21 protein-coding genes are annotated in these 24440 nt (G+C 38.9%); 15 read left to right on the top strand and 6 right to left on the bottom strand.

The annotated features are described in order from the left end of the window. Positions 1-56: 56 nt before the first annotated feature. A complete protein-coding gene (gene purL / locus F935_RS01895) occupies positions 57-3890 on the bottom strand; it encodes a phosphoribosylformylglycinamidine synthase (RefSeq protein WP_016137347.1) in 3834 nt (1277 codons plus the stop codon). Positions 3891-4199: 309 nt separating this feature from the next. Between purL and F935_RS01890 the strand changes: the two genes are divergently transcribed. The 10 genes from F935_RS01890 to pal all read left to right on the top strand — a co-directional run bounded on the left by F935_RS01890 (position 4200) and on the right by pal (position 14012). Continuing rightward, positions 4200-5540: a deoxyguanosinetriphosphate triphosphohydrolase gene (locus F935_RS01890; protein WP_016137346.1), complete on the top strand. Its 1341-nt coding sequence runs from the start codon at positions 4200-4202 to the stop codon at positions 5538-5540. 93 nt (positions 5541-5633) lie between these two features. Beyond that, a complete protein-coding gene (gene ruvA / locus F935_RS01885; RefSeq protein ID WP_016137345.1) occupies positions 5634-6233 on the top strand; it encodes a Holliday junction branch migration protein RuvA in 600 nt (199 codons plus the stop codon). A gap of 7 nt (positions 6234-6240) precedes the next feature. Further along, the gene (gene ruvB / locus F935_RS01880; RefSeq protein WP_016137344.1) at positions 6241-7245 is read left to right on the top strand and encodes a Holliday junction branch migration DNA helicase RuvB; all 1005 of its coding nucleotides are present in this window, start codon (positions 6241-6243) and stop codon (positions 7243-7245) included. Between the two features lie 205 nt (positions 7246-7450). Further along, the gene (locus tag F935_RS01875; RefSeq protein ID WP_016137343.1) at positions 7451-8785 is read left to right on the top strand and encodes a M20 family metallopeptidase; all 1335 of its coding nucleotides are present in this window, start codon (positions 7451-7453) and stop codon (positions 8783-8785) included. Between the two features lie 210 nt (positions 8786-8995). After that, complete coding sequence (gene ybgC / locus F935_RS01870; RefSeq protein WP_004699892.1) at positions 8996-9403, top strand: tol-pal system-associated acyl-CoA thioesterase; 408 nt, start codon at positions 8996-8998, stop codon at positions 9401-9403. A 23-nt stretch (positions 9404-9426) separates the two neighbouring features. Beyond that, positions 9427-10125 carry a protein TolQ gene (gene tolQ / locus F935_RS01865; RefSeq protein ID WP_003650232.1) on the top strand — a complete coding sequence of 233 codons (699 nt, stop codon included), beginning with the start codon at positions 9427-9429 and terminating at the stop codon, positions 10123-10125. Beyond that, positions 10125-10577 (top strand): protein TolR, encoded by a 453-nt coding sequence (gene tolR, locus F935_RS01860; RefSeq protein WP_016137342.1) that lies wholly within the window; start codon positions 10125-10127, stop codon positions 10575-10577. Before tolQ ends, tolR begins: the two co-directional genes overlap by 1 nt. A 3-nt stretch (positions 10578-10580) precedes the next feature. Continuing rightward, positions 10581-12050, top strand: coding sequence for a cell envelope integrity protein TolA (gene tolA, locus F935_RS01855; protein ID WP_016137341.1), 1470 nt, complete (start codon positions 10581-10583; stop codon positions 12048-12050). 93 nt (positions 12051-12143) lie between these two features. Next, positions 12144-13424 carry a Tol-Pal system beta propeller repeat protein TolB gene (gene tolB, locus F935_RS01850; protein ID WP_016137340.1) on the top strand — a complete coding sequence of 427 codons (1281 nt, stop codon included), beginning with the start codon at positions 12144-12146 and terminating at the stop codon, positions 13422-13424. A gap of 27 nt (positions 13425-13451) precedes the next feature. Continuing rightward, complete coding sequence (gene pal, locus F935_RS01845; protein WP_004643699.1) at positions 13452-14012, top strand: peptidoglycan-associated lipoprotein Pal; 561 nt, start codon at positions 13452-13454, stop codon at positions 14010-14012. A 57-nt stretch (positions 14013-14069) separates the two neighbouring features. On the opposite strand, the gene F935_RS01840 is transcribed toward pal, so the two are convergent. Next, positions 14070-14255, bottom strand: a complete 186-nt coding sequence (locus tag F935_RS01840; protein ID WP_004790651.1) for an NF038105 family protein — start codon at positions 14253-14255, stop codon at positions 14070-14072. A gap of 185 nt (positions 14256-14440) precedes the next feature. Here F935_RS01840 and F935_RS01835 point away from each other — a divergent pair, with 185 nt between their 5' ends. The 5 genes from F935_RS01835 to F935_RS01815 all read left to right on the top strand — a co-directional run bounded on the left by F935_RS01835 (position 14441) and on the right by F935_RS01815 (position 17711). After that, a complete protein-coding gene (locus tag F935_RS01835; RefSeq protein ID WP_016137339.1) occupies positions 14441-15412 on the top strand; it encodes a class 1 fructose-bisphosphatase in 972 nt (323 codons plus the stop codon). A 59-nt stretch (positions 15413-15471) separates the two neighbouring features. Next, the gene (locus tag F935_RS01830; RefSeq protein ID WP_016137338.1) at positions 15472-16248 is read left to right on the top strand and encodes a TrmH family RNA methyltransferase; all 777 of its coding nucleotides are present in this window, start codon (positions 15472-15474) and stop codon (positions 16246-16248) included. Between the two features lie 159 nt (positions 16249-16407). Next, a complete protein-coding gene (locus F935_RS01825; protein ID WP_016137337.1) occupies positions 16408-17022 on the top strand; it encodes an RNA polymerase sigma factor in 615 nt (204 codons plus the stop codon). Then, entirely contained in the window at positions 17012-17332 is a 321-nt protein-coding gene (locus F935_RS01820) for a hypothetical protein (RefSeq protein WP_004643705.1), read from the top strand. Before F935_RS01825 ends, F935_RS01820 begins: the two co-directional genes overlap by 11 nt. Then, a complete protein-coding gene (locus tag F935_RS01815; protein WP_004790640.1) occupies positions 17322-17711 on the top strand; it encodes a DUF3106 domain-containing protein in 390 nt (129 codons plus the stop codon). The genes F935_RS01820 and F935_RS01815 overlap by 11 nt, the downstream gene beginning before the upstream one ends. 99 nt (positions 17712-17810) lie before the next feature. Here F935_RS01815 and F935_RS01810 read toward each other — a convergent pair whose 3' ends face one another. The 4 genes from F935_RS01810 to cxpE all read right to left on the bottom strand — a co-directional run bounded on the left by F935_RS01810 (position 17811) and on the right by cxpE (position 24347). Next, entirely contained in the window at positions 17811-20231 is a 2421-nt protein-coding gene (locus tag F935_RS01810; protein WP_016137336.1) for a CSLREA domain-containing protein, read from the bottom strand. Positions 20232-20246: 15 nt separating this feature from the next. Continuing rightward, positions 20247-22097, bottom strand: a complete 1851-nt coding sequence (gene rbtA / locus F935_RS01805) for a rhombotarget A (protein ID WP_016137335.1) — start codon at positions 22095-22097, stop codon at positions 20247-20249. A 334-nt stretch (positions 22098-22431) separates the two neighbouring features. Next, positions 22432-23130 carry a DnaA regulatory inactivator Hda gene (gene hda, locus F935_RS01800; RefSeq protein WP_003650214.1) on the bottom strand — a complete coding sequence of 233 codons (699 nt, stop codon included), beginning with the start codon at positions 23128-23130 and terminating at the stop codon, positions 22432-22434. 20 nt (positions 23131-23150) lie between these two features. After that, entirely contained in the window at positions 23151-24347 is a 1197-nt protein-coding gene (gene cxpE / locus F935_RS01795) for a chloramphenicol efflux transporter CxpE (RefSeq protein WP_016137334.1), read from the bottom strand. Between the last annotated feature and the right edge of the window lie 93 nt (positions 24348-24440).

Here is a 24440-nt window from a genome sequence, read left to right as displayed (position 1 = left end):
TAGATTGTACTACATACAAATAAGCCACCTTACGGTGGCTTATTTCAATTTTTATATTAACCAATAAACTTACGAGCATTACGGAACATACGTAACCATGCACCGTCTTCTGTCCACTCTTCTGGTTTCCAAGAATGCTGAAGCGCACGGAAAGTACGCTCAGGGTGTGGCATCATAATCGTTGCGCGACCATCTTTAGAAGTTACACCAGTAATTGCTTCAGGTGAGCCATTCGGGTTCAATGGATAATGCTGAGTCGGGTTACCGTGGCTATCAACATAACGCAATGCAACTTGGTTAGCTGCGTTCAAGCTTGCAATGTTAGCTTCACTTGCAACAGCACGACCTTCACCATGTGCAACAGCAATCGGCAAAATCGAACCTTCCATACCATCAAGTAATACAGAAACAGATTTTTCAACACGAACGTTTACGCTACGAGCTTCAAAAACTTCTGACATATTGCGGTGGAAACGAGGCCAGTGTTCAGCACCTGGAATAAGCGGTGCTAATTGTGACAACATTTGGCAACCATTACAGATACCTAAGCTGAATGTTTCTTCACGATGGAAGAACTGTTCAAACTGATCACGTAATTTAGCATTGAACAATACTGATTTTGCCCAACCACCACCAGCGCCCATTACGTCGCCGTAAGAGAAACCACCACAAGTCACTAAACCTTCGAAATCACTTAGGCTTACACGACCAGCAAGTAAATCGCTCATGTGTACGTCAATCGTATTAAAACCAACTTTGTCAAAAGCTGCTGCCATTTCAATATGACCGTTTACACCTTGCTCACGCAAGATTGCCATATTAGGACGGCGTGTATTAATGAACGGTGCTTCAACAGGTTCATTCAAGTCAAATGTTGGTTTAGCAATCAAACCTTGGTGTGCATTGTCAGTAATTAATGAAAATTCCTGATCAGCAGTTTCTACGTTATCACGTAGACGTTGGATCTGATGAGACACCTCAGACCAAGCTTGTTGTAATTCAGCACGATCTAAAGTTAAACCATTTACAGATAATTGATCTGAGTTATTTACACGACCAACTACAGCAATTGCATCTTTTAAGCTAGAAGCTGCGATTTCTGCTTGTAAAGCGTCCCAATCAGTTGCTTTGATTTGAAGTACTGCACCAATTTCTTCTGCAAATAAGCCCGCAGTAGTCTGGTTTTCTAACGCAACACCTAAACGTGCAGCAAACATCATTTCAGCTACAGAAGCTAATAAACCACCATCACCGATGTCATGGTAAGCCTGAATCAAACCACGGTTGTTCCAGTCTTGGATTAAAGCGAAGAACGCTTTGAAATCATCAAAACTATCAACATCTGGAGTGATTGAACCGATTGCTTTATATACTTGAGCAAGAATCGAACCACCTAAACGGAACTGACCTTTAGATAAATCAATACGTACAAGTACTGAGTCTTCTAAATTCTTAAGTTCAGGTGTTAAGGTCTTACGAACATCAGTTACTGGAGCAAATGCAGTAATTACACCCGTCATTGGAGAAGTTACGGCTTTATCTTCACCGTTGTCATTCCAAGTCGTACGCATTGAAAGTGAGTCTTTACCTACTGGAATCGCAATTCCTAAAGCAGGACACATTTCCATACCAATTGCTTTCACGCCTTCAAACAATGCTTGATCTTCACCTTTTTGACCAGCAGCAGCCATCCAGTTTGCAGAAAGTTTGATATCGCTAATTTGTTCAATGTTTGCACATGCAATATTGGTAATTGCTTCAGCAACTGCCAAACGAGCAGATGCTGCTGGATTTAATAATGCAACTGGTGGACGTTCGCCCATTGCCATTGCTTCACCAGTGAAACCTTGCAAACTTGTTGTCGTTACTGCTGCATCTGCAACAGGAACCTGCCAACGACCAACCATTTGATCACGAGCAACCATACCTGTAATTGAACGGTCACCAATTGTGATCAAGAATGACTTAGATGCAACTGTAGGATTTTTCAATACGCGGAAAATCGCATCTTTCAAATCAACTTTTGAAGCGTCAAAATCATCGCCACTACGTTCAGTAGTTTCATAAGAACGTTGCATGCGTGGCGTACCACCAAGCATTACCTGCATTGGCATATCAACAGCATCATTTTGGAACAATGGATCTTCAACTGTTAAGTGACGTGCTTCAGTTGCTTCACCCAACACAGCAAACGGACAACGTTCACGTGCACAGATTGCTTCGAACTGCTCTAAAGATTCTGGACGAATAGCAAGAACATAACGCTCTTGTGCTTCATTTGACCAGATTTCCATTGGGCTCATGCCCGGTTCTAATGAAGGAATCTTACGAAGGTCAAGAACTGCACCTAACTCATGATCATTCACAAGTTCAGGCATAGCATTTGATAGGCCGCCCGCGCCAACGTCATGTACAGAAACGATTGGGTTGAAGTCTTCTAAACGCCAGCAAGTATCGATCACTTCTTGACAACGGCGTTCCATTTCTGGGTTTTCACGTTGTACAGATGCGAAATCAAGGCTTTCACCCATTGTACCGCTATCTACAGAAGATGCTGCACCACCACCAAGACCGATTAACATCGCAGGGCCACCCAATACAATGAGTAAGTCACCTGGTTGAATCGCATCTTTTTCTACATGGTCAGGACGGATATTACCGTAACCACCAGCGATCATGATTGGCTTGTGGAAGCCTTTCACTTCACCATTTACATTTTGTTCGAAAGTACGGAAATAACCATTTAATGCAGGACGACCGAATTCATTGTTAAATGCCGCGCCGCCTAATGGACCTTCAATCATGATTTGTAATGGCGATGCCATACGTGAAGGTTTACCGTAGTTTTCTTCCCAAGGTTGTTCAAAACCTGGAATATTTAAGTTCGAAACTGTGAAACCTGTTAAACCAGCTTTTGGTTTACCACCACGACCTGTAGCACCTTCATCACGGATTTCACCACCTGAACCAGTTGCAGCACCAGCAAATGGAGAAATTGCTGTTGGGTGGTTATGAGTTTCAACCTTCATTAAAATATGAGCAGCTTGGCTCTTATATTTATAAATAAAGTGACCATTTTCATCCGCTTTCGGATAAAAACGCATCGTGTCATAACCCACAATCACTGAAGCATTATCTTTATATGCAGATAACACATCAGTTGGAGATTCTTTATAAGTGTTTTTAATCATCTGGAACAATGATAATGGTTGTTTTTCACCATCAATTGTCCATTCAGATCCAAAGATTTTATGACGACAGTGCTCAGAGTTTGCTTGTGCAAACATCATTAACTCGATGTCATTTGGATTACGACCAAGCTTACCGAATGCTTCAGTCAGGTAATCAATTTCTTGTTCAGATAACGCAAAACCAAACTCATTGTTAGCTTTAACCAAAGCTTCTTTGCCTTGGCCCAAGATATCAATTGAATTTAATGGTTTTGGAGCAGTTTCTGAAAATAATGCTTTTGCATCATCAATTTGAGCAAAAACTGTTTCTGTCATACGGTCATGAAGTACTTGTTTAACTTCATTCGTAATTTCAGTAACACCTTTTAACGTGAATAAAAGACCACGTTCTAAACGGTGTACTGCTGTATTACAGTTTTTGAAAATATCAGTTGCTTTAGAAGACCAAGGTGAAATAGTACCCACACGTGGTGTCACTAAAATCTGAATCTCATCACTTGCAGATTGACGAAGTTCAAAAGACTCACCGTCATTCAATAATTGCAAAGCAGATTGATGTTGCTGCTCGTTGAGCGCTTGATCAAACAAATAGACCCATTGGCTGTCAAAAGATTGAACAGAACTAATTGACGATAAACGTGTTAATAGTTGAGCTTTCTTAAAAGAAGAATGTGCTGCTGCACCGGCCACGATAAACATGTTGATTTTGGCTCCACGGGCAGGTCTTGTGAACCTTACCGCAATGTGACTTTAGAGAGAGCGCATATTCTACTGCTTCTTGCTAAAATCAGCTAGATGTAGAATCAGTATTCTGTAACCTAATTCTGCAAGAAGTGAGTAGTTTTTTGTTCAAAATCATTTTTTTAGGCATTCTAGCTAAAAATAAATTGTTTCATGTTTGTTCAATAACATAATAAAACCTGAACTAAGACAAACTATGTCGCACCAAGCTAGTGCTTTTAACTTTTTTTTGGCATGATCAGGTTTTACAGTTTTGAATAATGATAAATGGAACAAATGCGTTGGTTAGAGCTGCTTTCTGCAGTTCGTTTAGGTAGTAAAAAAAGCAGTACAGAACTGGCTCGCAGCCCATTCCATAAAGATTATGACCGTATTATATTTTCTCAAAGTTTTCGTCAGCTAAACCGTAAGACACAAGTTCACCCACTCGCACAGCATGATGGCATTCATACTCGCTTAACTCACTCACTTGAAGTTTCCTGTATTGGCCGCTCAATGGGCATGTTAGCAGCAGAAAAAATAAAAGATGAATTACCCGTTTGGATTTCTCCTGCCGATGTCGGTGCAATTATTCAAGCAGCTTGTCTTGCCCACGACATTGGCAACCCACCTTTCGGACATGCGGGTGAATATGCGATTCGTGAGTGGTTTGACGACGCATCACATAATGACTTTTTAAAAAAACTAAGCCCCGAAGAAGAAGCCGATGTTCGCCAGTTTGAAGGTAATGCTCAAGGATTACGTTTACTAAGTCGCATTGACTATCATCCAAATGATGGAGGTATGCGCTTAACCTATGCAACATTAGGTGCTTATTTAAAGTATCCGTGGCTTTCAAAAACCATTGCATCGCAAGGCGACCGCCCTTCGCATCAACGAGCAAAGTTTGGTTGTTATCAGTCTGAAAAAGAAATTTTAAAACAGATTGCTGAACAGCTTGGGTTAATACAGTTAGGTGAATATCATTATTGCCGTCACCCACTGACCTACTTATTAGAAGCTGCTGATGACATTTGCTATGCCTTAATTGACTTAGAAGATGGCATTATCTTAAATATGCTCAGTTACCAAGAAGTTGAACCAATTTTCTTAAACCTTATTGCGGACTATGGTCAGCCTGAAGAATTGTCACACCCAAATAGCACGTGGCAACAAAAGATTTCAGCATTACGTGGACGTGTTATGAAACGGCTTGTGGATGAAGTCACTACAGCCTTTGCTAAACATCATTATGAAATCATTACCGGTCAGCTTAAAGGTAACCTTTTACAATATTGCTCACCCGATATTGCAATTGGTATCGAAACAGCCAAAAATCTGGCGCGTGATAAAATTTTTGAGCACCCACAAAAGTCTGGCTTAGAAATTATTGCGCATCAAAGTTTGCAAACGATTTTAGATGCATTTGTACCGCTGACCACACCACATAAATCTTTAAGCTTTAAAGAACAGCGTTTAATGTCTATCCTTAATCAGTATGGTGCTAACTTTAGCAATAATCACTACAGCAATATTATGCAAGTACTCGATATTATCAGTAAGTTCTCAGATCATCAGGCTTATAGCTTGGCGCAAGAGTTGCAAGGTAATAAAATAGGTTTGTTTTAAGCTGGCTTGATATAGAAAGAAATAAAACCAGTGTCGTTTTCAATTCTTGTTAAAACGACCAGATTTACAGTTATGAATAAGTGAAATTACTCTATGATCGGATGTTTAATTGGCGAAGTGTTTGCCCTAGAAGCCCCTACTGTCTTACTGAATGTAAATGGTGTGGGATATGAAATTGATACGCCACTTTCAACATTTTGCCAATTACAAAAAGGCCAAAAAGTTACGTTATGGACGCATTTGGTTGTCCGTGAAGATGCTCAACAGCTCTACGGTTTTAGTGATGCTCAAGAGAAAACAATTTTCCGCACCTTATTAAAAGTAAATGGTGTCGGTCCGAAAATGGCTTTAGGTATTTTATCAACGTTAAGCGTTGAGTTACTCGTGCATACGATTGAGCATGACGACATCAATACCTTAGTAAAAGTTCCAGGCGTTGGCAAAAAAACAGCTGAACGTTTAATGATTGAGCTTCGTGACCGCTTCAAAACATTAGCTCAAGGAACCTCTACTTCAGCTACCCTGCCTCAAATTCAATTTGCTGCAAACTCGCCTGTAGCAGAAGCAGAAGCCGCTTTGCAATCTTTAGGTTATAAGCCACTTGAAGCACAAAAAGCTGTTGCTGCGGTTAAAGCCGATTACACAGAATCAGCCGATATTATTCGTGCTGCTCTTAAATCAATGATGAAGTAAAACACTTATGCAAGACCGTCTAATCAGTGGCGCGGAAAAACCTGAAGATCATTTTGATCGGGCTACTCGACCAACTTCTCTTGCCGACTACATCGGACAACCTGTAGTACGCGAGCAAATGGAAATTTTCATTGGCGCAGCTCGCGGTCGTGGTGAAGCACTCGACCACACGCTGATTTTTGGTCCACCGGGCTTAGGTAAAACCACCCTTGCCAACATTATTGCGCGTGAAATGGGCGGTAATCTTAAATCTACTTCGGGGCCAGTTTTGGAGCGTGCCGGCGACTTAGCTGCAATGCTGACCAACCTTGAAGAAGGCGATGTCTTGTTCATTGATGAAATTCACCGCCTTTCTCCAGTGATTGAAGAAATTCTTTATCCAGCGATGGAAGATTACCAATTAGATATCATGATTGGTGAAGGCCCTGCTGCTCGTTCAATTAAACTTGATTTACCCCCGTTTACACTTGTCGCGGCTACAACACGTGCGGGTTTGCTTACCTCTCCTCTACGTGACCGTTTCGGTATTGTGCAACGTCTTGAGTTTTACTCTGTAGAAGACCTTACTCACATTGTGTCACGCTCTGCAAACTTGATGAATGTGCCCATCACAGTTGAGGGCGCAGAAGAAGTTGCACGCCGTGCCCGTGGAACACCTCGTATTGCCAATCGTTTATTACGTCGAGTTCGTGACTATGCTCAAGTTAAAGGTAACGGTGAGGTCACTCACGAAATGGCACAGCGTGCGCTTGATATGCTCAAAGTTGATAAAGCAGGCTTAGACACCCTGGACCGTCGTTATTTGAGCATGCTGTTAGAGCGTTTTGATGGTGGTCCTGCTGGAGTTGAAGCACTTGCAGCAGCAATGGCTGAAGATAGCGGCACACTTGAAGATGTGATTGAACCGTATTTAATTCAACAAGGTTATGTGATGCGGACTGCGCGAGGTCGCATTGCAACCAACCAGTCTTATTTACAGTTTGGCCTGACACCACCTGAGCCTAAAAACTAATCAAAGGAAGAGAGTTTTTCTCTTCCTTTTTTAATTCCCCCTATTCTTCCAACTTAAATAACAATTGTTTTATCAATAGATTAGCCACTCGATACCTTTTAAGTCTTTCTTTATACCTTATTGATTTTTTAATATTTTCAAAAACTGAATTATAAGAAATCTAGATATTAAATCTTATGAACAATAATATTTTTAGGATAAGGACATGTATAAGAAAGCCGCTTTATTTTTACCATTCGCCTTAATGAGTCAACTGAGCCTAGCAGATTGGGTAAACGATGCTGCTCGACAAAATGAAAATCAAGTCATTCAGCTAAGACAAAACATTCACCAACACCCTGAACTCGGCAATATGGAATTTAAAACCTCTGCCCTTGTTCAAAAAGAATTAAAGTCTTATGGCATTCAAGTCAAAACAGGTTATGCAAAAACAGGTGTAATTGGCATCTTAAAAGGCAGTAAACCCGGTCCTATTATCGCACTTCGAGCCGATATGGACGCTTTACCCATGGAAGAAAAAAGCGGTGTTCCCTTTGCCAGTAAACAAAAAGCAATTTATCAAGGCAAGGAAACTTATGTGATGCATGCATGTGGACATGATGCACACACTGCAATGTTATTAGGCGCAGCAAAAATTTTAGCTACGAATAAAGATAAAATATCGGGCACCGTTATTTTTGTTTTTCAACCTGCTGAAGAAGGTGGTGCAGATATAGATAACTTTACCCAAGGTGATCAAATCGGTTCACGAAAAATGATCGCAGGTGGTGCCTTTAAAGACTATAAACCTGAAGCTATTTTTGGAATGCATGTCATGGCAGGCATGAAAAGTGGGCACCTTTACTATAAAGACGGCGCCATTTTAAATAGTGCAGACCACTTACGTATTCAGGTCAATGGTAAACAGGTTCATGGTTCAACGCCGTGGTTAGGCAGAGATCCAATTTATGCATCGGCACAAATGATTAATAATCTGCAAAGCCTGATTAGCCGAAGAACAGATCTAACTCAAGGTATGGGCGTGGTCAGTATTGGTAATATTCAAGGTGGTACAGCAGGAAATGTGATTCCCGAACAGGTCAATATGATCGGCACCATTCGCTCTAATAACGAAGAAATAAGAAATAACATCTTAAAAAGTTTACCAGTCATGATAGAGCATAATGCTCAAGCCAATGATGTAACTGCTAAAGTTGAAATTGCACCTTATGCGCCAGTAACCATGAATGATAAAACCCTCACTCAACTTATTCAGCCAACATTAGCCAAAGTTGCAGGAGCTTCAAAACTGCATGTGCTTGACCACAATGCAAGCGCTAGTGAAGATTTTGCCTATTATGGCAAACTGATGCCTTCATTCTTTGTCTTCTTAGGAGCGACACCAGAAAATCAAGACCCAAGTCAGGCTGCACCGAATCATAATCCTTATTTTATTGTGGATGACAAAGCTTTAAAAACAGGGACTGAGTTACATGTAAGATTCGTATTAGATTATCCGAATATGTCAAAACAAGTTCAAACGACATGGAAACCGTTATAATTTAAAAGCATGCTAGCCATGAGATGTAACGTTTTTAGACCAAAAATACAGCAATCGCAATTGAAAGGTTGTGCCATAGGACTTAGTATGCAATCTGCTAAACTGCCCCGTATTTAAAGCATATACGTGGCTCCGAATAAAATTGATGTTTTATTCAGCAGTCATATTTTAGATACAAAGCTCTATAGTGAACTAAAACGGAATCCTCTCATGGCGAATCATTTTGAATTCAACATTCGTGTTTATATTGAAGATACGGACGCAGGCGGTATTGTTTACCATGCCAACCACATTCGCTATATGGAACGTACCCGTACTGAATGGCTCCGTGCTTCTGGCGTTGATCATTACTGGCATCAAAAAGACTACAACTTTGTCGTACACAAAATTGACGTAAAATACATGCGTCCTATTTTAATGGATGATTTAATTACTGTTACAGCACGTGTAGTTTCATGTAAAGCTGCGTCATTTGTGTTGCAACAAAATATTTATCGTGGTGAAATCTTGCTTGCTTCTGGCGAGGTTGAGTTGGCATGTTTAAGTAAAGAACTTGTAGCTCGTCGTCTTCCAGAAGAAATACGTGATCTTATTCGTAAAGAATTGGAACAAGACTAAAAAAACAACCGGCATATGTAACTATGGCAACAAACATTGAATCAACCCTGCATATTTCTGACCTTATTTTACAGGCAAGTCCAGTCGTTCAGTTGGTCATGCTAATTTTATTGTTAGCATCAATCTTTAGTTGGTATCTGATTGCCAAGTTACATATGAGTTATAAAAAAGCACATCAAGAAGATGAACATTTCCAGAAAATGTTTTGGTCTGGTGCTGAACTCAATACGCTTTACAACAATGCTCAGCTCAACTCAAAACGCTCAGGTCTTGAAGATATTTTTTATCAAGGATTGAGTGAGTTTTTTAAACTTAAAAAACGTCAAGCCCCTGTTTCACAGACAATTGAAGGGACTGAACGTATTTTACGTGTAGGTTTGAGCCGTGATCAAAGCCATCTGGAATATGGCTTAGGTAGTTTAGCAAGTATCGGCTCTGTAGCTCCTTACATCGGTCTATTCGGTACCGTTTGGGGGATTATGAATGCCTTTATCGGTTTAGCTGCTGTTGATCAAGTTACTCTAGCAACTGTTGCACCAGGTATTGCCGAAGCACTTATTGCAACCGCAATTGGTTTATTTGCTGCAATTCCTGCTGTATTGGCTTTTAACCATTTCACTTCTAAAAGCGAAAGTGTTTACTCTGATCGTGCTTTATTTGCTGAAGAGATGATTGCTTTATTGCAACGTCAGTCTGTGGGTTCATCACAGGAAGATGCATAATGGCAATTCAGCGTTCAGGGCGCTTTGAGCGCATAAAAAAACCACTGAAAAGTGATATGAACGTCGTACCTTATATTGACGTTATGCTTGTACTTTTGGTTATTTTCATGGTGACTGCACCCATGATTACCAGTGGTATTAAAGTCGATTTACCTCAAGCACATAACCATCCAATCGAATCAAAAGATATGCCAGCCATGGTAACGATTGGTAAAGATGGCAATATTTATCTTCAATATGAAGATTACAAAGATAGTGAACCATTGTCTCGTGAAAAACTTGAAGAAGTTTTAAGCAATGCTCAAAAACAAGCTGAACAAGAAAATAAACAACTCACAGTTTTAGTCAATGGTGATAAGTCTCGTCCTTATGGAGAAGTCGTATCATTGATGGCAAGTTTACAAGAAGCAGGTTTAACTCAAGTTGGCCTTCTGACAGAGCCTTTAAAATAAGCTATGAATAAAAATCAAAAGCCACACTTTAAACAAAATGCGATTGCATTGAGCTTTACACTAGGAGTTCATGCAATTGCCATTGTTGGCTTGCTTTTTTTAGGCTTGAGTAAACCACCTGAACAGCCAAAAAAGCTAACAACTATTTTAGTTAAGCCAGAAGATTTACCGCCTCCGTTAGCCAAAGAAGTTGAACAACAGACTACAGCTACAAATGAAGCAAAAGAGGTGTTAACCCCTATTGTGGATGAAACGCTTCCTGAAAATCTTCCGGCTACGCCCCCTCCTCCAACAGCTCAACAACTTGCTGCTCAAAAGCAAAAGGCCGAACAGGCACAGCAAGCAAAATTGGCTGAACAAAAACGTAAAGCTGAAGAAGCAGCAAAAGCTAAACAAGCGGCTGAACAGCAACGTATAGAGGAAGCACAAAAGCAGCAAACTGAAGCTAAACGTCAAACTGAAGCTAAAGCAAGAGCGGAAGCTGAACAAAAACGCAAAGCCGACCAAAGTGCAAAAGCCGAAGCAGAAGCTAAGGCCAGACAAAAAGTTGCTGAAGAGGCTAAGCGAAAAGCAGAGACAGAGGCAAAGCTGAAACGTGAGGCTCAAAAAGCCGAAAATGCTAAACTTCAAGCACAACAAGATGCTAATGCTAAACGTAAAGCTGAAGCAGACGCTAAAGCTAAACAGCAAAAAGCTAATGAAGACGCTAAGCGTAAAGCTGAGGCCGATGCTAAAGCTAAACAACAAAAAGCCAATGATGATGCTAAGCGTAAAGCTGAAGCAGATGCTAAAGCTAAACAGCAAAAGACTAATGACGATGCTAAACGTAAAGCTGAGGCCGATGCTAAAGCTAGACAGCAAAAAGCCAATGATGATGCTAAGCGTAAAGCCGAAGCAGACTCGAAAGCTAAACAACAAAAAGCCAATGATGATGCTAAGCGTAAAGCTGAAGCAGATGCTAAAGCTAAGCAGCAAAAAACCAATGAAGATGCTAAACGTAAAGTTGAAGCCGATGCAAAAGCCAAGCAGCAAAAAGCCGCTGAAGACGCTAAACGTAAAGCTGAAGCTGACTCAAAAGCCAAGCAACAAAAAGCTGCTGATGATGCTAAACGCAAAGCTGAAGCAGAGGCTGAAGCAAAAGCTGCATCTGCTCAAAAAGCTCAAGAAGAAGCAGCTCAGAAGAAAGCCGAAGCTAAAAAAATTGCTTCCTCAGCTAGACGCGATTTTGAACAAAAAATTCGACGCTCTTGGGATGTCCCGACTGGCAGTAGTGGTAAAACAGTTGGTGTTCGTTTTACCCTTTCAGACTCAGGTAGCGTTAATTCTATCGTGATCACGCGTTCAAGTGGCGATGATGCTTTAGATGCAAGTATTAAGGCCGCAATTCAAGCCTCTGCGCCATATCCTATGCCATCAGACCCTGATGCAAGGCGCGAAGCAAGAAGTGTTAACTCTACATTTAGAGCGCAATAATTTTGAAAGAGTTACATGCTTTAAATAGTTTAAGGCATGTAACTATGCTACAAAATCAACAGTCACAAAAATACCAGCTATGACTTTAAACTTATGAATACGAGCCGCAAACACCTGCTATCTTTAGCATTGATCACCGCCTTAAGCCCTATTGCTTCTACAACTGCTTTTGCCCAGTTATATCTGGAAATTGCTAAAGCACCAGATCAGGCACCCAAAATTGCTATTGTCCCGTTTAACAATGACAATGGGCTCTCTCCTATTGTTGAAACTGACTTAAACCGTTCTGGACGCTTTACAAGCTCATCTAAAAATTTGCCTGCCAATGCTGCAATCAATCAGATTCAAGCTTCTGACTGGCAAGCTGCCGGAATTCCATATGTAGTTACTGGACAAATTAAACAAACAGCTACAGGTTTTGAAGTTCATTACCAACTTTATGATGTACAAAAGCAGCAATACATTTTAAATGAACTTTTAAATGTACCCGCTTCACGCATACGTCAAGCTGGCCATATGGTAAGTGATGCTATTTATCAGGCACTTACTGGCATTCCAGGTGATTTTAGTGGCCGTATAGCATATGTACTCAGAAATCCAGCAACTCCCGCAGAGCGTTATACTTTACAAATTGCAGATACAGATGGTGAACAGCCAAAAACTGTTTTGTCATCTCGTGACCCAATTCTATCTCCGGCATGGACACCAGATGCCAAGAAAATTGCTTATGTTTCTTTTGAAACCAAACGTCCAGCAATTTATCTACAAGATTTATCTACTGGAACACGTGAAGTACTCACTAGCTTTAAAGGCCTAAATGGCGCACCGAGTTTTTCACCTGATGGCCAATCAATGCTATTTACAGCATCTATGAATGGCAATCCAGAAATCTATCAAATGGACTTATCAACTCGCCAAGTCAAACGTATGACAAATGACTCAGCAATTGATACAGAAGCACGTTATACACCAGATGGAAAATCGTTTATTTTCACTTCTGACCGTGGTGGTTCTGCCCAAATCTATCGTTATACCTTTGCTGATGGCTCAGTAAAACGTCTAACCTTTAAAGGGTCATTTAATGCACGCGGAACTTTGAGCGCAGATGGCAAAAAGATTGCTCTTGTTCATCGCCCAAGTGGCAGCAGTTATAAAGTTGCAATTCAAGACATTAATACTGGCATCACCAATATTCTTACTCCAACCAGTTTAGATGAATCACCAAGTTTCTCACCGAATGGGCAAATGGTGGTCTACGCGACTCGTGAAGGTAACCGCGGCTTGTTATCTATCATGTCTACTGATGGACGTTTCCGTATGAATTTACCAAGTGAACAAGGTGAAGTACGTGAACCAGCTTGGGCACCAAAATAACTTTTAATTCCATTGATGGAGATGATCATGAAATCAATCAAATATTTAGCTTTACCCTTTCTTAGCGTAGCACTTGTGATGACAGGTTGTGCTAGCCGCAAACCGGCAGCGACTACCGCGACTGGCACAAATCCAAGTACGGTTAATACTTCTGGTTTAAGTGAAGATGCGGCATTGAATGCCCAAAATTTGGCTGGTGCTTCATCAAAAGGTGTGACTGAAGCAAATAAAGCTGCTTTGGCAAAACGCGTTGTTCATTTTGATTATGACAGCAGTGATTTATCTACTGAAGACTATCAAACGCTTCAAGCTCACGCTCAATTCCTTATGGCAAATGCAAATTCAAAAGTTGCATTAACTGGCCATACAGATGAACGTGGTACACGTGAGTACAATATGGCTTTAGGCGAGCGTCGTGCTAAAGCTGTACAAAGCTACTTAATTACCAATGGTGTAAACCCACAGCAACTTGAAGCTGTAAGCTATGGTAAAGAAGCGCCTGTAAATGCAGGGCATGATGAATCTGCGTGGAAAGAAAATCGCCGCGTTGAAATTAATTACGAAGCAGTGCCTCCTTTATTAAAATAAGGCATATGCATAAAAAAACGCTCATAAAATATGAGCGTTTTTTTATAACAACAAAACTTAAGAAGATTTCTTTTCTTCTTCAGAATGTTGCATAGATTCAATCAAATCATGCTTATTAAAATCTTTATATTCAGGTTTTGCCTCATAATCTTTCCAAGCTTCCTGAACATTCTCTTTCGAAATTTCATCTAGATTGATTGGTTCACCTGCTGTTGGGGTCGCATCAAACTTCTTTGTAGTCATTTCGATTCTCCTAAAAATATACAGTCCGTTGTTATATAATGAACATACCATTTAAAATGGGGGTTGTAAGCATAAATCCAACACAAATAAAGTAAGATAATTTTTATTTTGTGACATTCTCATCTAGAATATGCCTCGTATTTATCTGACTCATTTTGATGCTTGAAGCACAGGAGCTATTTTATATGTCCAACCTCACATTGTCCCAATTTTTACAACAACAAAAAGGGAATCTGACACCTGAGTTGGCTCAAGTCATCGACACTATTGCGACCACTTGTAAAACTATCGACCAAGCCTTACAAAAAGGTGCACTCGCTGGTATTTTGGGTAGTGCTGGTAATGAAAATGTTCAAGGTGAAACACAGAAAAAACTTGATGTGATTTCTAATGACTATTTAATTGATGCTTTAAAAGTTCACCCACAAGTGGGTGGCCTCGCTTCAGAAGAGCTTGATGAATTCACACCTGCACAAGAAAATGGTAAATATCTCGTTTTATTTGATCCATTAGACGGCTCAAGCAATATCGATATCAATATGTGTGTAGGCACAATTTTCTCTATCCTGCCTGCAAAAAATGCGGTAACCCAAGCAGACGATTTCATGCAAGCGGGTACACAGCAAGTTGCTGCTGGTTACGTACTCTATGGTCCATCAACCATGATGGCCTTAACTGTAGGAAATGGCGTAGTATTCTTTACTCTAGACCCAGAAACTCAAACATTCTTACTTACTACTGACAATGTTCAAGTTTCAGCAGATACTCAAGAGTTTGCAATTAACGCGTCTAACCAGCGTCATTGGGAAGAACCTGTAAAACAATATATTGATGAATTACTTGCTGGTAAAACATCTGTTCGTGAAAAAGATTTCAACATGCGTTGGGTAGCATGTATGGTGGGTGATATTCACCGTATTTTATGCCGCGGCGGTATTTTCCTTTATCCATACGACTTAAAAGATCCGAAAAAAGCGGGTCGCTTACGTTTAATGTATGAAGCAAACCCAATGAGTATGCTCATTGAACAAGCAGGTGGTACATCAACTACTGGACGTGTTCGCATTTTAGACATTGAACCAACAGAGCTTCACCAACGTGTTCCTGTAATTATTGGTTCTAAAAATGAAGTTGAGCGTGTAACAAGCTATCATTAATAATTTTAATTATTTAGGGCATCATAGTATGATGGTGCCCTTTTGTTGGATATTTTCTCATGGCGGTTATTTTTTTAGAATCAAAAGACAATGCAAAAATTAAACATTTGCGTGGATTAATTGAACTTAATAGCGCTCGAAAAAAGCACCAACAAACAGTCCTTGAAGGAACCCATCTCTGTTTAACGTGGTTACAACAGCAAAAAAAGATTTTTTCTTTATTTACTACAGAACAAGCATTAGAACACGCTGATCTAAAAAAAATAATAGAACTGCATCAAGGCCATATCTTTGTTATTAGTGAAGTCTTATATAGAGATTTGAGCACATTAGGCACAAGCTTACCTTGTTTAGCTATTATTGATTTGCCTAAAACTGCATCAACAATTGACTATAAAGTAGATACTTTAATTCTGGAGAATATACAAGATCCAGGTAACGTAGGCACATTGCTACGTTCAGCAGCAGCAGCAAATATTAAGCAAATCATTTGCACACAAGGTTCTGCATCACTTTGGTCTCCACGAGTTTTAAGAGCAGGCATGGGCGCTCATTTTAGCTTACATTGTTTTGAAAACTTCCAGCTCACAGATATTCTTCCGAAATTTAGAATCCCAGTTTTTGTTACAAGCTCTCATCACTCGACAAGCCTCTATTCACAAGATCTTTCTCAACCTTGTGTCTGGATTTTAGGAAATGAAGGCCAAGGTGCAAGTGATTACGCCTTAGAGCATGCACAATCAGTGACTATTCCACAACCAGGTGGACAAGAGTCATTAAACGTAGCAATTGCAGGATCTATTTGTTTCTTTGAGATGGTTCGTCAACGCCAATAAAACGTTAATTTATTTTACATCTCACATATTTGTGAAAAAAATCAATTACACTAGTAAAAAATAGCCGATTGTTGTCAACCTCCCACCTCTTTTCAACGTTATATAAGAGATATATTGAAAATAAGGTGGGTATGTCCAATGACAGGATTTTCCATCTCCATGGATTTAGCACCGAAAAAGTCTCGATCGGAAACATCTAGTGCTCATGCAAGCACGGCTGAGCAACGCCTGAAAGTTTTCATGCAAGATGTAACTGGTCGTGCTTTGGTGATGATGGAGAGTGCTACCCAAGGTCAACAAGGTATTGCAATGGATTTGGTTCAAGAAGCATTTATTGCTTTGCACAAATCTTATGCCGATAAAAATACTGAAGAATGGTATCCCCTGTTTTATACAATTTTAAACAACAAACTTCAGGATTGGCGCCGCAAAGAATCTCGTAGAGCAAACCCATTTTCATTCTTCAAAAAAGTTAGTCTGGACAGTGACGACGATGAAGTTATTGATGTAGTTGATGAAAAAGCCATCAATCCTGCGGATTTCCTCGATCAAGCAGTGACTATCGAAGAAATTCGAGAAGCAATTTCAAAGCTACCTGTTCGTCAACAACAGGCATTTATGTTACGTGCGTGGGAAGGTTTTGACACACACACAACAGCTCAGATCATGAACTGTACCGAAGGTAGTGTAAAAACCCATTATCACCGAGCAATTCAGGGACTTAGAGAGTACTTAGCCCACTTAAATCCCTTGGGAGGTTCTGATGAATCATGATGATTTCACTAAAAAGGTGACGTCTAAACTTGATAGTTTGGCACATCACCATAAAAATAAAACAGTGGTCATGAATCATGTGCTTGACCATATTCAACAAAAACCAGCCTCTTTTTATAGTGTCTGGAAAATGTCTGGTTTTGCACTTGCAGCTGCGATCACAGGTTTTGTAATTTTACCTAATTCAGCAGATATTGTTGATAAGCCACAAAATCAAGTAATTGTAAATCCTAAATTATCCCCACAAATGGTGGAAGATTTAGAAATGCTAATGGTCTTGGGTGAGGATAAAGTACAACATGGCAGCTAAAAAATTAGCACTTATCCTTTGTTCATTAAGTTTCTTGCAAACGAGTTTTGCAGGTTTTGAACGATTTTGGATTTTTTCTAAGGATGCCAATACACAAGTTGATGACACATGGAATGCTCTTTCTGAAGAAGAACAACGTGCAGTTATTAAACGCTACCAGAGCTTAAAAGAGTTACCAGCAAATCAAAGTACGAACCTACAGCAACGTATGGACTGGTTTACTCAGCTCCCCGATGCTGAAAAAGAAAAAATGCGTGAAGCATGGCAAAAAATGAGTACGCAAGAGCGTAATGATTTACGCCAACGTATGCTTAAAGCGAATGGCGAAGAAAGAACAGCTATTCGTGAAGAGTATATGAACAAGTATTTAGAACATTAATCTAAGTATGTGAAGCTCACACTGCAAGTTTCATAACTTATATAGATTCTAGTTTCTATAAAAAAGCCTCCAACTGGAGGCTTTTTTATTTTATATCGTTTATTTACGGTAGCGTCTATAGATCGCTAAACCAAGTAAGGATGCAATAGAAAAAATTCCTAAACTTCCCCCACCACCGCCACCACTTCGAGAATCATCTGTAGTAGTTGCGGTACTTATTAGATTAATTGTCCCAGGTTTCGCTGAAATTAATCCATTAGCATCATAGACATTATAAGATAGTGTATCGTTAAAAGTGTTAAAGACATTTTTTGCTTGAATGTAAATATTACCACCGTAACATGTATTTTTACTGTCTTTACCAGGACACGGTCCTTCTCGATCTGCCTTAACGACCGTAAAAATTCCATCTTTTGAAGCTTTGCTTGGTAAATAAATTGGTAAGTCCGCAAATTGAGACTTATCAGAATTTGTACTAAGTGTACTAACTGGTCCATCTCCATCATCATTCGCATATTTGAGTAAATTCAAAGGAATCATTTCATTTGCTAAATACTTAAATGTTATTGTGCCATCTCCAGAAACAGGAGCAATATTTGCAAATTTTGCTTTAATTAATCCACTACTAAGTTCCACACCAGCTTTAGTTGTAATTGTATATTTACAAAATTCATTAGTTGTACTTGAAGTAGGATCATCATCGACACGATAAAAAAGAATTTGCTGTACGGTTGGATTCCACACACATCTCTGATTTTTCTTAGTCTCTGTTTTAGGAGTTAAATCTTCTACTTTTTGTGCCACACCCAAAGGTTCTGCTGTAACATTATAATCACCCGTATTAAAAAACTTTAACACATGGTTACTGTCTTCAGTTGGTAGAGGAAAACCATAATTTTTTAAATCTATATAAATTGCTCGATATTTTGTATTTACATGAGCCGTATCATTTTTAAACTTATCCAGTAAATCCTTAAATTCACCTAAACGAACTTTATAGTAAACAATAAAGTTTGATGGCGTAGTTGGATCTTTGAGCAGGCTATCATACAAATCATAGCTTTTTTGATATGTATCTATTAAGGTCGTAAATGAAATATTACCTAAACCTTCTAGATCACCTGCCGCAAGTTTCATCAACTCAACCGAACCAATATCACAACTATTTTTATTTAAAGTTTGATAATAGTATGTATTACTGACCAACCTAGCTAACCCACGCTGATCTTGAGTCTGGCAAGTAACTTTATTTCCTGAATCTACATCAATTAAATCTGACGCTGAAAAATTATTTTTAGGATAGTAAATTGGTAAAAAACCATTATTTTCATTAGGTCCTTTTAATAAAGGCTCTAATAAAGTATTTAAAGGATTATTTATTACATCAATATTAGTATTACCTGTAGGAACTACTTCTTTGGGTACATCACATTTTGGTGCATTGCCTGTTAAATTTAACGCATTAAACTTCAAATCTAGTCCAGTATCTTTTTCCTCAGCTGCTGCCCCAAGTAAATATCGGCAAGCATAAGACCCGTTATTAAAAGCTAATACATTAAAATTTAAATTTTTATCACCTAATTTATCATATAAAAAAGTTGTGTTTGCAGAGTTCTCAACAATCGTATTATTTTGCAGTATTAAACTACTATCCGAACTTAAATTACTGGTTTGATTTTTTGCTGGATCAGCATCTCCTGTAAATTTAAGAATACTACCGTTAGTCGGACTCGCAATATTTTGTGCGATTGTGTTATTTGTAAAGGAGGCTGTAGGGCTACCACAAAAATTAAAAGCACTTATTGAATTAGTCGATCCATTATTAACAAAACTATTTGAATCCAATGATATAGTACGAGCGCTATATGAAGTATTAAACATACAACTCATTGCGAGAATACTACCTTCAGTTGAAGTCAGGCCATTGTTTTGAATTAAAGAATGACTCATCGTTAAACTGGCAGTATTACCTCCAAGGTAAATCGCTCCACCTTTAGATGCTTGTGAGTTTAATATCTGACTATTTTTTAAAGTTACATCGGCGCCAGCATAAATTGCACCACCAAACTCAGTACTTTTACCATTTTCTAAAATAATATTAGTTAATGTTAAAGGTTGCTGGTAAACAGCCGTATTAAAGATACGTGATTTTCCCCCAGCGTTTATACGAGTTTCAAGCGCTTTTTGGGCTGGATAGTCATTAGTTAGAACTCCTTTTCGCTCCCAATCCGTCGCTTCTTTCCCAATAATATTCAGACCGATTTTAGGGGTTAATTCTTTATTTAATGTGTAAGTACCACCTTCGAGTTGAATTGTGTAGTTTGCATCAATTGCAGAAACCTCACATCCCCCATAAGATTTACGCATTTCTGCTGCTGTAATAGCTTCACGTAGAGAACATGCATTCATGTTCTCATTATCCTCATCAGCAAATGTTGTAACTTTTATTGTTGTTTGCGCCATTAAAGGCATTGCTGCGATAACAGTAATTACACCCAGTGCTTTTTGATAATTTTTCATAGCCCACATCCCTGTTTATGACTTGAAACGGCGTAATGCAATTAATCCCAATAACCCTAAAATTAAACCACCGCCTACACTTCCCCCACCGCCAGTACTCACCGATTTATCTTCAATTCCAGATAAAGGTTCCTGAACAATTCTTGTTGGGATAGTAATATATTGAAAATCTTCACCCTCATTAAAACGAGATACACTAGTAACTACTTGAATACTAAAAATATCTGCACCATGCCAATTTCCGTTTGGCGTATAAATTATATTACCATTTTGATCTAAGGTTATAGTGCCTTTTGAAACTGGTGTATCTGTACTTTGTCTAACTTTAAGACATCCTGGTTGCCAGTCTTTACCATCTGCACGCTCACCAAACAATCGCTTACACGTAGCAGGCGTAACTAAATCAGCTTCACTTAAAGAACCTAAAATACCGATTTTTGCAACTTGGCCATATTTAATATCTTGACCAACCGAAGAGACTTCACTATCTACAATATATTCGATTGCACCCAAATCACAGAGTTCATCATATCCACTCCGACTCTTACCACGTTGATCGTAGCTTTCACAACGCACCAACCCAATTGAAGAGCCATCACTATAAAGACGTCCTTTATTAATAATTAATGATTCAGCTAAAGTTTTATAACTCTCAAGTAATCGCGGTCTAAAGAAACCCAGAAAGCTATTTTTTGGTGTGTTATAAGGGCATAACAATCCATTTTGAGCAGTTACATCGCACACACCTTCATCTGTATCTCCCGCAATTAATTTTTCATTAGCAGGATAAAGAATATTAGGAAGCTTTGAGGTCGCATTTCGGTTACATTCAGCAGTAACCAAATTACTTTGTATAATTGCTTTATCGGTTGTAGCTACCTGACAATTTAGAGTATTCCCTACTAATATACTGTTTGAAACAGAAGCATTTCCTTGAGGAGCATCAAGAAATAGTCCTTTGTCATTTTTAATCATAGTAATGTTATTCACAAACATCCCATCTCGGATATTTGCAATAAAACCACCTTTATTATGAAAAATTGTACTATTACTTAATCCAATAGCACGTGAAGTTAAATAACCTCCAGTACTTTCATCTGCAAACTTAGTTTGAACATACAATAAGGCATTATCTGCGGATGTAACTTGATTATCACGTAAAACAGATTGAGTAATATAATAAAGAGGCATTTCACTATATAAAACTGCTCCCTGACTCGCTTTATTATTCTGTATTAAATTATTGGTAAGGGTAACTGTACCAGCTGTTCTTGTCGTATTAGATAAATTACCAGCATTATAAATTGCACCACCACGGGTAGCATAACCATTAAGCAAACGTGAATTTTTAATAATTAATTGTTCATGGTTATAAATTAATCCTCCATCTAATGCCGAAGTGTTAGGGCCTGCACCTTGTAAATTTAGATCACTCAAAGAGACAGAGAACGAGGCTTTTTCAACATTATTATCATCAATTTTAAACAGGCGGTCTGTACCCGCCATTTTAATGCTAGCGTTATGAGTCCCCGGAGCATCGTTATCAATAAAACTTGAGTCACTCTCTGTAAGAATATTTAAAGCACCTGTAATTGTTATACTTTCATTCAATGCATATTCTTTATCACGCTTTAAAATAATGTTTGAAGAGGCGTCTTTACCTCCGCATCCGTGATAACCAGTTGCATATTTTTCGACATCAGCAGCATTGGAAGATGCTCGATAATTAAGAAATTGTACAGCCTCACGCAACGTACATAACGTATCGTCTTTATCTTCATCAATTAAGCTTGTGACTTGAATATCGGCAGAATAAGCGTGTCCAGCAGCAGCCAATAAAGCAAAAGCAATGCTCCGTTTGAGCATACCCATCTCCTTACATCTTTTTCATTTTTTTTGTCAATATTGCAAAATTTCCGCTTTTGCAATCGCATCCTTTGTGCGTACTTTGTCACAGCAAGTAGAATTTCTCAAGACATTTTAGTCGGTCTGTAGAGTCATTTTTGAACCAGATTACAAAAAGCTTCATACATTTAAAAAACTTTTTTAAATACAAAAATGTGAATATTTACTAATTAGAAGGAAATTTAAAAAGATATAAAGGCCAGTGTTCTGAAATTAGAAATTTTGTGCCATACACTCTATTTTTAATAGTTTTTTATGTGCGCAGGTGAGGCAATAAGACAAGATTAAAAGATATCTATTGTTGATATTCATCAATCAAAGCATAAATTTGTCTTAAAGTTGCATTCGAAAGTTTTGTTTTTTCGCCTTTAAGAAGTTTTTCTAATTGGGCAACTGTCTGTAGCAAAAGTGAAGCCTGATGAGGGCCATGTAACAGTAAATAGTCAACAATTTGCTGATCAAAATGAATACCACGCCTAGACATTACAGATGTAACCAAGGCATAGCGGTCCGCATATAAACTTCCACTCGGCACTTTAACACTGACAGCTTGCGTAAGTCGTGACTGTAAGTCTGGTAATTCCAACTTTAATTCTATAGGCGCTACACGCGAAGAAAATACTAACTGCCCTTCGTGATTATTCATTAAATGAAAGACAGCTTTTTGCCAATGAGGCACACCACTAATCGATTCAATATCATCCAAAGCAACAAGGTCATAATGCTCTAAAGAAGTAATTGCTTCGATAGGTGCATCAAGGAGTTCAAGCAAAGAAACTTTAATTGCAGATTTGCCTATTTCTAAATAAGAATCACAAATTGCGGAAAGTAAGTGACTCTTCCCTGTCCCTGCTCCACCGTAGATGTAAAACCTACTCACCAGACCAGCATGTAGTTGACGCACAGCATCGACTACATTCCCCCAACTCGGTCCCGAAAAATCACTAATTCGGGCATCAAGTTGAGGTTCTATATCCAGTTGGAGTTGACGCATATATTGAATTAACCTTGAAATTATTTCTGGTTAGGGGATTTCAGTTCATCTGTATCTTGCTGTGTTTTAACCTCAAGATCAAGCTTAGTGCTTTCAGTTTCTACATGAATTTGCTCAATATTGCCGCCTTCTTGTATCAATAAAGTAGAAGGTGGAGCATAAAGTGAGCTTCTTTCATAATTCTCTCTTAAATGCTTCAACAACACCACAATAACAGCCGCAACAGGCAATGCAATCAACATTCCCAAGAAACCGGCAAGCTGTGCACCTGCCAATACAGCAAAGACAACTGCTACAGGAGATAGACCAATTTTATCGCCCAGTAGGAATGGCTGTAGAATATAACCTTCTACCGCTTGGCCAATCATAAAAACTACACCAACCAGTAGCAAGTGCGTCCAGTCCAACCCAAACTGGAATAAACTCGCAATAACTGCTGCAATAATACCTACTGCAAATCCTAAATAAGGAATAATACTGGCAAGACCAGCCACCATACCAATAATAAGACCAACTTCCAAACCAATGAGCTGCAAACCAACTGCGTATACTACGCCGAGCAATAGCATGACGAGAAACTGACCTTTAACAAACGCTCCTAAAACACTATGGCATTCACTAACGATCTGTAAGGTAGATGCTTCATATTGACGTGGAATGAGACGACGTAAGTTTTGTAGCATACGGTCCCAGTCTAGTAAAAAATAAAAAGCAATAATTGGAATTAAAACAACTGTTCCACCGATCTGAATAAAATTAAGACCTGATTGTGCAAGCTTTAATAGGACAGCTTGAATACTATCGGCACTGTAATTTGTCTGAACATAATCCATGACAGCTTTGGACATTTGATCGGTATCAATTTCCATTTGCTGAACATTAAATGTCGAAGAAACCCATGGTAATAGTTCTGCATTAATCCAGTGAATACCTGCTGGAATGCTATCTCGGGCGTAAACCAATTGTTTCCAGATTAGAGGAACCAAATACCATAATGCAATAGTTAAGGTTACACCGATTCCTATAAACACCACGCTAATTGCTAACCAGCGAGGTAATTTGATTTTTACCAGAACATCAACAAGTGGACTGAATAAATAAGCCAGGAAAAAAGCACCGATAAAAGGAATGACTACAGGCTTGAGTAAGTACAATACCCATACCAGCAATACAATACCTGCGAGTAAAAGAATACGGCGCAGTATACGATCTTGCATAAAATCTAGCCTTTTTTGATTTAATCGTTATAAATGAAAAAATATTTTTATTAAAGATAGCATTTTCGAGCATAAATAACATAAGAGTTTCGT

Source organism: Acinetobacter calcoaceticus ANC 3811 (assembly GCF_000399665.1).
Classification (GTDB): Bacteria; Pseudomonadota; Gammaproteobacteria; order Pseudomonadales; family Moraxellaceae; genus Acinetobacter; species Acinetobacter calcoaceticus_B.
The sequence above is the reverse complement of the archived record's forward strand: the minus strand, read 5'-3'. Positions and strand labels throughout refer to the sequence as shown.